The 12,458-nt window shown below is 69.9% G+C and carries 8 protein-coding genes; 3 read left to right on the plus strand and 5 right to left on the minus strand.

Going from position 1 to position 12,458, the window contains the following annotated elements:
• Nucleotides 1-1,081, plus strand: a 1,081-nt coding sequence (locus AW273_RS33920; RefSeq protein WP_157556438.1) for a carbohydrate-binding protein, incomplete at its 5' end; no start/stop codon positions are given.
• 162 nt (nucleotides 1,082-1,243) lie between these two features.
• Entirely contained in the window at nucleotides 1,244-2,296 is a 1,053-nt protein-coding gene (locus AW273_RS33925) for a LacI family DNA-binding transcriptional regulator (RefSeq protein WP_062357462.1), read from the plus strand.
• 57 nt (nucleotides 2,297-2,353) lie between these two features.
• Here AW273_RS33925 and AW273_RS33930 read toward each other — a convergent pair whose 3' ends face one another.
• From AW273_RS33930 to AW273_RS33950, 5 genes are all read right to left on the minus strand, one after another.
• Complete coding sequence (locus AW273_RS33930) at nucleotides 2,354-5,602, minus strand: CBM35 domain-containing protein (RefSeq protein WP_062357465.1); 3,249 nt, start codon at nucleotides 5,600-5,602, stop codon at nucleotides 2,354-2,356.
• Nucleotides 5,603-5,751: 149 nt separating this feature from the next.
• Nucleotides 5,752-7,116: an ABC transporter substrate-binding protein gene (locus tag AW273_RS33935; protein WP_062357467.1), complete on the minus strand. Its 1,365-nt coding sequence runs from the start codon at nucleotides 7,114-7,116 to the stop codon at nucleotides 5,752-5,754.
• 45 nt (nucleotides 7,117-7,161) lie between these two features.
• Nucleotides 7,162-8,058 carry a carbohydrate ABC transporter permease gene (locus tag AW273_RS33940; RefSeq protein WP_062357470.1) on the minus strand — a complete coding sequence of 299 codons (897 nt, stop codon included), beginning with the start codon at nucleotides 8,056-8,058 and terminating at the stop codon, nucleotides 7,162-7,164.
• Nucleotides 8,059-8,068: 10 nt separating this feature from the next.
• On the minus strand, nucleotides 8,069-8,968 hold the full coding sequence (locus tag AW273_RS33945) for a carbohydrate ABC transporter permease (protein WP_062357473.1): 900 nt from the start codon (nucleotides 8,966-8,968) through the stop codon (nucleotides 8,069-8,071).
• Nucleotides 8,969-8,972: 4 nt separating this feature from the next.
• On the minus strand, nucleotides 8,973-11,165 hold the full coding sequence (locus AW273_RS33950; RefSeq protein WP_369409335.1) for an alpha-galactosidase: 2,193 nt from the start codon (nucleotides 11,163-11,165) through the stop codon (nucleotides 8,973-8,975).
• Nucleotides 11,166-11,391: 226 nt separating this feature from the next.
• Here AW273_RS33950 and AW273_RS33955 point away from each other — a divergent pair, with 226 nt between their 5' ends.
• Nucleotides 11,392-12,447: a LacI family DNA-binding transcriptional regulator gene (locus tag AW273_RS33955; protein ID WP_083950261.1), complete on the plus strand. Its 1,056-nt coding sequence runs from the start codon at nucleotides 11,392-11,394 to the stop codon at nucleotides 12,445-12,447.
• Nucleotides 12,448-12,458 lie beyond the last annotated feature (11 nt).

The following is a 12,458-nucleotide window of genomic DNA, read 5'->3' on the forward strand; positions in this document are numbered from 1 at the left end:
TCCGAGTGCCACCGGGCCGTGGACGTACCGGGGGACGGTCATGCCGCGGCAGGGGGCGAGCTTCACCAACCACGCCGGGGTCGTCGACTTCGCGGGCGGGTCGTACTTCTTCTACCACAACGGCGCGCTGCCCGGCGGCAGCGGTTACACCCGGTCGGTGGCGGTGGAGAAGTTCACCTACAACAGTGACGGCACCATCCCGCAGTTCAACATGACCACGGCCGGACCACCCCAGGTCGGCACCCTCAACCCCTACGTGCGCCAGGAGGCCGAGACCAGCGCCTGGGCCACCGGAGTGGAGACCGAGGCCTCCACCGAAGGCGGAATGAACGTCGGCTTCATCGAGAACGGCGACAACCTCAAGGTCAAGGGTGTGGCCTTCGGCACCGGCGCGTCCTCCTTCACCGCCCGGGTCGCCTCCGGCGCCGGCGGCGGCCGGATCGAGGTCCGGCTCGGCTCGGCCACCGGCACGCTCGTCGGCACCTGCACCGTGCCCGGCACCGGCGGCTGGCAGAACTGGACCACCGTCACCTGCCCCGTCTCGGGCGCGACCGGCACGCGCGACCTCTACCTGCGCTTCGCGGGCAACAGCGGCTACCTGTTCAACTTCAACTGGTGGCAGTTCACCGGCGGAGGCGGCGGCACCGGAGAATTGCTGACCAACGGCTCGATGGAGAACGGCACCACCGGCTGGACCACCTCCGGCGGCACCCTCACCTCCACGACCCCCGCCTACGCGGGCAGCCGATCACTGCTCAACACCGGACGCACCGCCGCCTGGCAGGGCCCCAACCAGAACGTCACCACCCAGCTCACCAACGGCAAGAGCTACACCACCAGCGTCTGGGTCCGCTCGCAGACCGGCAGCCCGAGCGCGAAGGCCACCCTGGCGCTCACCGCGAACGGCACCACCAGCTATCTCCAGCTCACCCCGACCCAGACGGTCAACACGAACGGCTGGACCCAGCTCACCGGCACCGCGACGGTCTCGTGGACCGGCACGCTCACCAACGCCTCCTTCTACGTCGAGACGGCCGCCGGCACCGACGGCTTCCACATCGACGACGCCTCCTTCCAGTGACGGACCCGGACGGGACCTGACCGGCTCACTCGGCGCGTGAGCCGGGCCCGCGGAGCGGCTGTTCCTCCCGTTCCGCGGGCGGTTCGGCCGCACTGTGATCAGTGTGAGCGGGGTTCCAGCGTCGCGCTCGGGGTCCGCAGGCCGTCCAGTACGCTTTCAGTCATGGGCGTTATCGGTCACATTCCCGAACGGGAAGCCCCACGGCCCCGGTCGGCGAGCATCTGGGACGTCGCCCGGGTGGCCGGAGTCTCCCAGCAGACGGTCTCCCGTGTCATCAACGGCAAAGACCGGGTGAGCGAGTCGACCAGGGCCAAGGTCCTCCAGGTCATCGACGAGCTCGACTTCCGGCCCAACCGGCTGGCCCAGGCGCTGGCCGGCGGCCCGATCAGGTCGGTCACCGTGCTGACCTCCGACACCGCGCTCTACGGCGCCGCCGCCACCCTGCGGGGCATGGAGCAGGCGGCCAGGGCGGCCGGCTTCTCCGTGGGCATCAGCGTGCTGGAGCGGAGTCTCGACGCGGCCGAGGCCGCGGTGCGGCTCAACCGGTCCGGGCAGGCGGTCATGGTGATCGCCTTCGATGAGGCCGGGGTCCGCACGCTGGGCGCGCTGCCGCCCGAGATCCCGATGACCGCGACCATCGAGCGCCCGCCCGACGACCACGCCGACGCCGCGTGGCAGGTCTGGCTGGACGATCGCGCGGCGGCCGCCCACGCCACCCGCTACCTGCTGAGCCTGGGGCACTCGACCGTCCACTACGTCGCCATCCCTTCGTCGACCAGTCCGACGGCGCAGCGGACCCTCGGATGGCGGGAGACGCTGACCGACGCCGGACGCCCGGTGCCCGAGCCGCTGCAGGGTGGCTGGAGTCCCCGGTCCGGCTATCTCGCCGCGCGCTCTCTGCTGGCCGACCCGACGGTGACGGCCATCCTGTGCGGCAACGACGACCTCGCCCTGGGCGTCATGCGGGCCGCCCGCGAGGCCGGGCGGCGCATCCCCGGCGACCTCAGCGTGGTCGGGTTCGACGACTCACCGCAGTCGGCCTACCTGAACCCCTCGCTCACCACGGTGCGCCTCGACTTCGAGGGGCTCGGCCGGGCGTGCTTCGGCCTCCTGCGCCGCAGGCTCGATCCGGACGGCCCGGCGGCCGTGCCCGTGTGGAGCGAACCGGAGCTCATCGTCAGGGAGAGCAGCGGGCCACGCCCGCCCGCCCGCTGACCGACGCCGGCCGCCGGGCCCGATCCAGGGCCCGGCGGCCGGCTCCCGCGGCCGGTGCTACGCCGTGCCGCCGTTCTCGGCGATCAGCGCCTCGGCGTCACGCAGCAGCGTGGCCTTCACCTCGGCGTTCGAAACGATCTTCGGGTCGTCGACGGCGTCCACGAACCTTTCGAGCTTCTTGACGATCTTCTTCTTGTCCCGCTCCCGGCCCTTGTCCTCCGACACCATGACCTTGGAGATCTTGTCCTCCAGTTTGGCCGCGCCGCCGGCGGTGAGCTTGCCCGCGTTCAGGAAGCGGCCGATCAGGGCGGAGATGTCGTCGGTGGAGGTGCCGGTGGTGAACGTCACCGTCGCGGCGGCCTGGTTGCCGGCGTTGTCGGTGGCGGTGACGACGAGCGTGTGCTCACCCAGGGGCAGCTCGTACAGGACGAGCATGCCCTCCTCGAACGGCTGCCCGTCGAGCGTCGCGGCGACCGTCTTGACCCCGGACTCGGCGTCGTCGGCCGCCCAGCCGATCTCCAGGTCCCGGCTGTCGCCGTAGCGCTCGCCGTCCTCGACACCAGAGATCGTCACGCTGGGCGCGAGGTCGTCGACCTTGATCGGCGCGATGGCGAACCTGTCGAGGTTGGGAGCCCACGGGCTGTCGAGCTCGGCGATGCACGGGGCCGGGCAGCCCGTGGCCTTCGCGCCGTTGGCGGGGTCGTTGTACAGGGTGATCGTGTTCGTGCCGGCCTTGAGGGTCACCGGCACGCCGCGGTCCCACCAGTTCCCCCACGACCAGGTGTTCTTGAACCAGTACCGGGTCGAGGCGGCGTCGTTGACGGCGATGTCGATCGGCCGCGAGATGATGTCGGCGTTGTACACGTGGCCGGTCTTGCGCTCGTCGTTGGCGTAGCTCACGACGAACATGTAGTCACCCGCCACGTCCACGTCGACCTGGAGGGTGAGCCGGTTCTGCGGCCCCTGCCCGATCTGGCCGACGTACTGCCCGCCGGATGCGTAGCCGTGGCTCGCCACCACGGCGGTGCCGCCTGTGACGGCCGACTCGGCCTCGATGACCCGCACCGGCTGCGAACCGGACGTCGCCCGGGTCACGCTCACCCGGTCGAGGTCCACCGGCGTGCCGCCGGCGGGCTCCACGGTCACCCGGTTGACGCCCGCCGACAGGAACAGGCGGTGCCGGTCGCTCCGCCAGAACGCGCCGTCGCCCGAGCCGGCCCGCAGCACCGCGCCCGCGACCGGGCGCCGGTCGAGTTCGACGGTCGCGGTGACCGCGCCGGGTTCGCCGGTGCCGTGGTGCCGGAAGTCCAGGTCGTAGTATCCGTCCTCCTCGGCGTACACCGTGAACATGGCCTCGCCGCCGTCGCCGAGGGTCAGGTGACCCGCCCCGGACTGCTGCGGCTGGTCGTAGGCGTAGGCGACCTCGCCCTTGGTCTGCGACCGCTCGGCCTCGTAGTCGCGGGTGACCGGGGCGGTGCGGGCCGGCTCCAGGTCGATGCGGTCCAGCGTCGCCTGGCCGACGGCGGTGCCCAGCTCGGGGTGCGACTTGGCCAGGGTGATCTGGTTGGCGCCCTCCTGGAGCTGGATCACCACGTCCTTGCGGGTGCGCCACTGGAAGTTCAGCGTCGCCTGGTAGTCGACGAGCCGCGCCTGCGCGCCGTTGACCGTGAGCACCTGCTGGGAGGCCTGGCCGGTCTGGTTGCCGTACAGGATGCCCAGCTTGTACGCCCCGGCGGCCGGCGCCTCCACGTTGAAGGTGACCGCGCTGGTCGCCTGGGTGAGGTTGCCCACGTGGCGGGTGCCGGAGGTGGCGGCGGCGTTCCAGTTCGCCGGTGTGCCGAAGGTCTGGACCGTGCCCGCGGTGACGGTGGCGAGCTCCGCCTCGTAGGAGGCCCGCCACGGCTGCTCCACGGACTGGCGGGAACCCTGGCCGCCGGGCGACAGGACGATCTCGTACGCCGCCATCAGGTCGACGTTCGCGCCGCCGTCGCCGGTGAAGCCGAGACCGCGGACCGGGATGGTCAGCGAGCCGTCCTCGGGGGTGAGGTCGGTGTCGAGCAACACGACCGGCGGCGGGGCGTCGGAGTTCTGGCCGCTCCACGTGGTCGCCGACAGGGTGACGTTGACCTGGCCGCCGAACAGGTCCTCGTCGATGTTGTCGACGACCACGTCGAAGTCGGTCGCCGTGCCGCCACCGGCGATGATGCGGGCCTGGCGGCGTTCGTCGTCGATGGCGGCGATGGCCTCCAGCTTGTCGATCGTCGTCGCGGCGGGCGGCGTGACCTTGACGGTGTCGCTGCCGGCCATGTCGGCGTACATCTTGTAGAACCACCAGCCGCCGCCGGGCTTGTTGGTCTCCACGACGTCGCCGCCGAGGAGGCCGGCCGCGGTCCAGTAGGCCTTGCCGCCCGCGTCGACCTTCGCCTCCTCCAGCATGGCGACGTACTGGATGAGCTGGCCGGGCACGGTGAGGTCGCGGTTGCCGCCGTACTCGTTGATGTTGATGGGGATCGGGGGGATGCCCCGGGCCTGCTCCAGGTTCCGGTACGTCTGGTAGTTGGTGCGGAAGTAGTTGCCGTTCAGCGGGTTGAGGCCGGTGGAGTCGAGCTGGTGCCACGAGGTGAAGTCGGGCAGCACGTCGTTGTCACGGGCGTAGGTGAGGAAGTCGCCGTAGTTGCGGGCCCGGAACACCGCGTCGTTGGTGCCCATGACCCGCGCGCCGGGGTGGTGCGCCCTGATGTACTGGACGGCGGCCTTCCAGTGGGCGAGCAGGGCGTTGATCCGCGTCTGGTACTGGGCGGCGTTGCCGGTCGAGGTGCCGTACCAGATGCCGTCGGGCTCGTTGAACGGCACGTAGACGATGCGGTCGGCGTACGGGCTGTTGGAGACCTGGTCGACCACCCAGGCCAGTTTCTGCATGTAGACGTCGAAGCAGACCTGGTTGCAGGGGGTGACGCCGCCCGCGTTCTCGTAGGTCCACTGGGCGAACATGTCCTGGACGTTGATCTGGATGTACTGCCCGCCGTTGCGGAAGAACGAGGGCGCGACCGACAACGCGTCGCCGTTCGGGTGCTGGGCGCCCGCGGGCGGTTTCTGGTTGACGGTGGTCAGGCGCAGCGGCTCCAGCGTGTTGTCGCTGGGCACGCCCTCGTCACTGAGCCCGTACAGGGATCCGCTCGCGGCGCCGCGGAAGGCGCCGGTGCGTTCGCCGAGGTCGACGAGGAGCCGCGTGGCCGCGGGCTCCTCGGCATGGGCCGGCGGCAGGGCCGTCAGCCCGGTGACGAGCAGGGCGAGGGCGGTCGTCACGGTCGAGGCGACTCGCCGTGTCCGCCGGGGTATTCTTAATCTGGACATGCCTCTCCTGGTAGGGGATTCACGGGGTGGCCGACCGCTCCCGGCCAGGGGTGTTCGCGGTCGGTCCCCCTCAAACGGTGGTGCGGGTGGCTGGCCCAGGATCACTGGAACAGCGCGTTGACCTCCTCGTTCGCCTTGGTGAGCGACGACGGTTCGGCCTCGAAGCTCAGCACCGCGTCCATGGCGGGGCTCATGACGGCGCTGACGTCGCTGGCGTGATCGGTGATCGGGTAGAGCGACGTGGTGTTCTCGTGGATCTGCACGGTGAACGCGCTGATGTCGACGCCCTTCGCGGCGAACTTCTGTTCGGCGACGGTGAGCGCCTCGGGGATCGCGGGGAAGACGACGGCCTTGTCGCCGACCGTCTTCTGGCAGTCGGCGGAGGCCAGGTACTTCACCCACTGCCACGCCTGGTCCTTGTGCTCGCTGCCGGCGTAGATGGAGTCGGCCAGGCCGTTGTAGATGGTCGCCCGCTTGCCCGAGGGGCCGATGGGAGTGGGCGCGGTGCCGACCTCGACGCCGTCGTAGCCGTAGTAGGTGTTGATCATCCAGGAGCCGTTGGTGGACAACGCGTACCGGCCGGCGCCGAAGCCGTCGTTGACGCTGGTGCCCGACCTGGCGATGGCCAGGCTCGGCATGTAGCCCTTCTCGATCAGGCCGCGCCACCAGGCGACGGTCTCCTGGAAGCGGGGGTCGTCGTACTTGAACGAGGTGCCCCACGGGTTCTTGTCGGTGAACTGCCAGCCCGTGGAGAGCGCGTACATGCTCCACATCTGCTGGCCGACGCCGGCGCCGTTGTTCTCGTCGAGGCCGAGGCCGTAGACCTCGACCTTGGACTTGTCGAAGCCCTCCTCGTCGCCGCGCTTGCCGTTCTCGTCGACGGTGAGGCGGGCGATCACGTCCTCGTAGGTGCCGCCGTCGGTCGGATTCCAGGTGAGCGTCTTCATCTGCTCTTCGGTGACGCCGGCGTCGGCGAGCATCTTCTTGTTGTAGAAGACCGCGATGGTGTCGAAGTCCTTCGGCAGCCCGTACCTCTTGCCGTCGGCCGACACCCACAGGTCGGCCAGGCCGGGGGCGTAGACGTCGGTTCTGGTGCCGTCGGCGGCGATGAAGTCGTCCAGCGGCTGGATCTGCTGCTTGCCGGCGAACTCGGGATAGTAGTTCAGGTGGTTGGTGAAGACGTCCGGTGCGGTGCCGGAGACGAGGTTGGTCGTCAGGCCCGTCCAGTAGTCGGCCCAGCCGAACTGTGAGATCTTCACGGTGACGGCGGGGTTGGCGGCGTGGAAGGCGTCCGCGCAGGCCTGGTAGGCGGGCAACTGGTTGGAGTCCCACAACCAGTAGCTGATCTCGGTCGGGGCCGCGGCCGTGCCGCCGCCGCTCTCAGCGGGGTCGTCGCCGCCTCCGCACCCGGCCAGGGCCAGGGACAGTATGGTCGCGACGGCGGTGAGGCGTGTCGTCCGTCTCATGCCAGATCTCCTTGTTGCGATGGGGGGTGGTGATTCACGGGGAGGTCATTTGATCCCGGAGAACTGGATGGAGTTGACGATCCATCGGCCGAAGACGGCGAACAGGGCGATGATCGGCAGCGCCGCCAGCAGGGTCGCGGCCATGAGCCCGGCCCAGTCGGGTCCCGCCTGCGGGGTCTGGGAGCGGAAGATGCCCAACGCCACGGTGAGCACCCGCACGTCGTCCTCCTGCCCGACGAGCAGGGGCCAGAAGTACTCGTTCCAGGCTCCGATGTAGACGAGCAGGGAGATGGTGGCGATCGGCGCCGAGCTCATCGGCACGATCAGCCGGAAGAAGATCCGGGCGTGACCGGCGCCGTCCACGATCGCCGCCTCCTCCACCTCCCTGCTGATGTTGAGGAAGAACTGCCGGAGGAAGAACACCGCGAAGGGCGTCATGAACAGGTACGGCAGCATGATCCCGGCGTAGGTGTTGAGCAGCCCGAGTTCCTTGACCGTCACGAAGTTGGGCAGCGCGGTGAAGATCGGCGGCACCATCAGCGCGGTGAGGAAGACGAAGAAGACCTGCTCCCGTCCGGGCCACCGCAGCCGGGCGAACGCGTAGGCGGCCATGGCGCTGAAGAACACCTGGCAGACGGTGATGACGGCCGACGTGGCCACCGAGTTGGCCAGGTATCGCCAGAAGTTGATGTTCGCGCCCGACCCGCCCTGGGCGGCGGCCTCCTCCAGCGTGGCGATGCCCAGCACCCGCCGGAACGCGCCGAAGGTGAAGTCCGACGGCAGCAGGGAGCCCGCGCCGGCGAACAGGGTGCGGTTGTCGGACAACGAGATCCGCAACATCCAGTAGAACGGCGCCAGCGTGATCAGGACGAACAGCACCAGGATCGCCCAGGCCGCCAGCCGCTGCCAGCTCGGCCGCCGCCGGTTCGGTGCGTGGCTCATGGCTTGCCTCTCAGTCCAGGTCCGTCTCGCCGGCGCGCAGCAGCTTGAGCTGCATGAGCGCGAGGGTGGCGAGAATCGCGAAGAGGGCGACGCAGACGGCGGCGGCGTAACCGAAGTTGAAGCGCTGGAAGGCCTGCTCGTAGATGTAGTAGTAGATGACCCGGGTCGCGTTGACCGGGCCGCCCTTGGTCGTGACCGCCACCGTGTCGAAGATCTGGAACGATCCGATGATCGTCAGCACGAGCACCAGCGCCAGGGCCGGCCGCAGCAGCGGCAGGGTGATGCGCCAGAACATCCTGATCTCGGAGGCCCCGTCGGTCTGCGCCGCCTCGTAGAAGGTCTTCGGGATGGCCTGCAAACCGGCGAAGATCAGCAGGGCCGTGTAGCCGACGTGCCGCCAGACGTTGACCAGGGCGATCGTCGGGATGGCCGTGGACGTCTCGCCGAAGAAGGCGACGGGGTCGACGCCGATCCACTCCAGCGCCTGGTTCACGATGCCGAGCTGGGCGTCGAGCATCGTGTACCAGATCAGCGCGACCACCACGTTGGCGACCAGGTAGGGCAGCAGCAGCACCCCGCGGATCAGCCCGGAGCGGGTCAGCCGGTGCATGAGCACCGCCATCCCGAGGGCGACGACCGTCTGGATGCCGATGTTGATGACGACGTACTCGACCGTGACCTGGAGCGAGTTCCAGAACAGCCGGTCGCCGAACACCTTCTGGTAGTTCTCGACGCCGATCCACTCCGGCGGGGCGAGCAGGCTGTACTCGGTGAAGCTGAGGTACATGGTGCGCAGCGTCGGCCACAGGTAGAAGACGGCGAACCCGACCGCGGCGGGCAGGAGGAAGACCATCGCGACCGGCAGGTCGCCCGCCCGCCGCCCGAGCGGCCGTAATGTGCTGGTCTTCATGACGTCATGCCTTCGTGAGGTGCAGCAGGAGCAGTTGTTCCGGGTGGAGCGGCGGGGCCGACAACCCGACCTCCGCCAGCATCTGGCCGGTGACCACGACGCCCTCGGCCAGCCAGGGGTTGGGCGCCACCGCGGTCGTGCCCGGCCGGTCGCCCGGCGCCAGCGGATGGACGCGGTAGCGCCGGTGCGGGTCCAGGCCCGGGATGCGCACCCGGCCGGGCTGGGTGCGCGCCCCGGTGGCCATCGCCACCACCGCGAACAACGCCTGGTCCCGGTCGGCGGAGACGATCCCGTGCACCCACAGGGCGGGGTCGGGATGGTCGGCCCGGACGACCGTCCCTCGGTGCGTCCACTCGCGTGTCCGCTTGTAGAGCGACACCCACTGCCGCAACTCGGCGCGCTCGTCGTCGGTCGCCGCGGTCAGGTCCCACTCGATGCCGAAATGGCCGAACAGCGCCGTGCCGGCGCGTAGTGACAGGCTCTGCGTCCGGCCGGTGGTGTGCGAGCGGGCCGACCCCACGTGCGAGCCGATCAGCTCCGGCGGGAGCAGCAGCGCCGTCCACCGCTGGATCGCCTGCCGTTCCACGCCGTCGATGCAGTCGCTGGCCCAGACGCGGTCGGTCCGCTCCAGGATGCCGAGGTCCACCCGCGCGCCGCCCGAGGAGCACGACTCGATCTCCAGTTCCGGGTGGCGGGCCCGCAGCTCGTCCATCAGCCGGTAGACGGCCCGGGTCTGCCCGTGCACGTCGGCGTCGACGAGGTCGCGGTTGTGGTCCCACTTCAGGAACGCGATCCGGTATTCGCTCACGAGGGCGTCCAGCCGTTCCAGGATGTACTGGTAGGCCTCCGGCCGGCGCAGGTCGAGCGCCTGCTGGTGCCGGACCGGCGGAGGCAGCCGGCCCATGGTCGCCATGATCCAGTCGGGATGGGCGCGGGCGACGTCGGAGTCGGGGTTGACCATCTCCGGCTCGACCCACAACCCGAAGTCCATGCCCCGGGCCCGGACCCGCTCGACGAGCGGGTGCAGTCCGCGCGGCCAGCGGGTCTCGTCGACGAACCAGTCGCCCAGCCCGGCCCGGTCGTCGCGCCGGCCGCGGAACCAGCCGTCGTCGAGGACGAACCGCTCGGCCCCGACGTCGGCCGCCGCGTCCACCAGGGCCGTCAGCCGGTCGAGGTCGTGGTCGAAGTAGACCGCCTCCCAGGTGTTGACGATCACCGGTCGCGGTGTCGTCCGCCGGCTCCGGACCTGGCGGTGGAAGCGGCCGGCCATCTCGTCGAGGCCGTCGCCGTGGGCGGCGTAGACCCAGGGGGTCTCGTACACCGCCCCGGGCGCGAGGCCGACCTCGCCGCTCCGCAGCAGCTCCCCTCCCCCGACGACCGACTCGCCGGTGGGCAGCCGTTCGGCGTAGGTCCGGTGGTTGCCGCTCCAGCCGACGTGCACGCCCCACACCTGGCCCGACCGGAACCCGAACCCCTCCTCGCCCGTGACCAGGATGAAGGCAGCGTCCGAGCCGGTACGCCCGCGGCGGCCGTCGCGGACGTGGGCGCCGGCCGAGAACACGCGCCGCTGCGGGATGCGCTCCCGGCTCCAGCGGCCGGTGAAGTCGAGCAGTTCGGTCGCCTCCGCCGGGACGGGCAGGGCCATCACCAGGCCGTCGAGCGTGTAGCGCTCCGAGGCGGTGTTGCGGAGCGCGGCGCGCATGCGGAGCACGCCGCTGCGCGCCAGATCCAGGTGGAGTTCGAGGGCCAGCCCGCAGCGGGCGTCGGTGGCGAGGACCGTGACCTCGCCGCCGTCCTCCGGAGCGCGGTGGGCGACGCCGACGTGCTCGACCTCGAACAGCGGGGACCAGTGCCGGCCGTCGCGGTGACCCCGCAGACCCGGCAGGCCGAACCAGCCGGTCGCCGATTCCGGGACAATCGTGACCGGGGCCGGCGTGTCGAGCGAGTTGGGCACCGTCGCCGGCAGCGACGCCAGGGCCAGCGCCGTGAGGTCGGCGTCGGTCGTGTGCGGCAACGCCCGTCCCCAGTGCAGCACGCGGGGCAGGCGGACGCCGCGGCAGTCGAGCACCAGCCCCACTCCCGACGCCTGGAGATGGACGAAGCCGTCGACGCCGCGCCCGGCCGGGCGGGCGGCGAGGCCCCCGTCCGGGCCGGAGTAGGGGTCGCCGGCGTCGGCGACGGTCTCCACGATTGCCACGCTCTACGTCCTTCTCATCCGAAGCGGCCGGGCTCGATGTGACCGGTAACATGTATCGTTCAATGGCGCTGAGACTTACATGTCCCCGGCGTTACGTCAAGATGTCATTCCTGGTTGCGCGGCCCCCCGCCGGAGCCCTCGAATCGGCACGGCGGGCCCGAATTCGCCCCGTGCTAGAGTCCGGAGGCGTTGGGTCAGGGCGCCTGCAACACGATGAGTGGTGCGAATGTCAGACACAGCCGATCGGGAGAAGATGACCGGTACGAACGATCGTCGCTCGAACCGCCGCCCCAGCATTGATGATGTCGCGAAGCTCGCCGGTGTATCGCGGCAGACCGTTTCCAATGTGCTCAACGGGCGCAGAGATTACTTTTCGGCGCAGACCCACGCACGGGTGACGGCCGCCATGGACACGCTTTCCTACAAACCGAATCGCGCGGCCCAGACGCTCAGATCCCGGCGCAGCATGCAGATCGGCTACCACATGTCCGGCGAGGAACTGGAGACGGTCAAGGGATTCACCCTCAGTTTCCTCCAGGCGCTGATCAAGGCGGCGGCCCGGCGCGAATACCAGATCCTGGTGTTCACGCACACCCGCGAAGACCCCTTGCGGGTGTTCTCCGAACTGATCAACCGGGGCAACGTCGACGCGCTCATCGTCTCCGAGTCACAGGTCGACGACCCCCGCGTGCGCATGCTCTCCCAGCGCGACCTGCCATTCGTCTCTTTCGGCCGGCTCGCCTCCCACCTGCCCCAGCAGTGGGTCGACATCGACAACGCCGACGGAATGGCGACGCTGGTCGACTATCTCGCGGATCGGGGATATCGCCGTTTCGCCTATGCCGGCGCCGACGGCGACGAATATTGGAAACGCGAACGATTCCACGGTTTTCAGCGGGCCCTTGAGCGTCATGCGCCGGGCGCGGCGGCCGTCGATGTGTTCCAGGGCTCCGGAAACGCGATCCGGGAACACGTCCGGCACATTCTGAGCCGGCCCGACCGGCCCGACGCGATCGTCACCGGCAGCGATTCGATAGCGGCCGTGGTGGTGAACGTCTGCCATTTCCTCGGGCTGCGCGTCGGCCGCGACGTCGCCGTCACCGGCTTCGACGGCGGGGCGATGGGGCTCATAACCGAACCGACGATCACCAGTGTCCGGATACCGCTCGACGAGGTCGCGCGCGAATTGATCGACCGGTGCCTCGCGGAAATCGACGGCGGGCCGACCGGCCGCCCCGGAATGGTCGTCCCGACCGAGATATTCCGGGGCGGCAGCGCCTGAAAGGATTGTTC

The sequence above is a fragment of the Herbidospora yilanensis genome, assembly GCF_001570565.1.
Taxonomy (GTDB): Bacteria; Actinomycetota; Actinomycetes; order Streptosporangiales; family Streptosporangiaceae; genus Herbidospora; species Herbidospora yilanensis.

Bases quoted from the DNA above. Each gene is read 5' to 3' on its own strand.
- AW273_RS33925 (WP_062357462.1), top strand. From the start codon at position 1,244: ATGGGCGTTATCGGTCACATTCCCGAACGGGAAGCCCCACGGCCCCGG.
- AW273_RS33935 (WP_062357467.1), bottom strand. From the start codon at position 7,116: ATGAGACGGACGACACGCCTCACCGCCGTCGCGACCATACTGTCCCTG.
- AW273_RS33940 (WP_062357470.1), bottom strand. From the start codon at position 8,058: ATGAGCCACGCACCGAACCGGCGGCGGCCGAGCTGGCAGCGGCTGGCG.
- AW273_RS33945 (WP_062357473.1), bottom strand. From the start codon at position 8,968: ATGAAGACCAGCACATTACGGCCGCTCGGGCGGCGGGCGGGCGACCTG.
- AW273_RS33955 (WP_083950261.1), top strand. From the start codon at position 11,392: ATGTCAGACACAGCCGATCGGGAGAAGATGACCGGTACGAACGATCGT.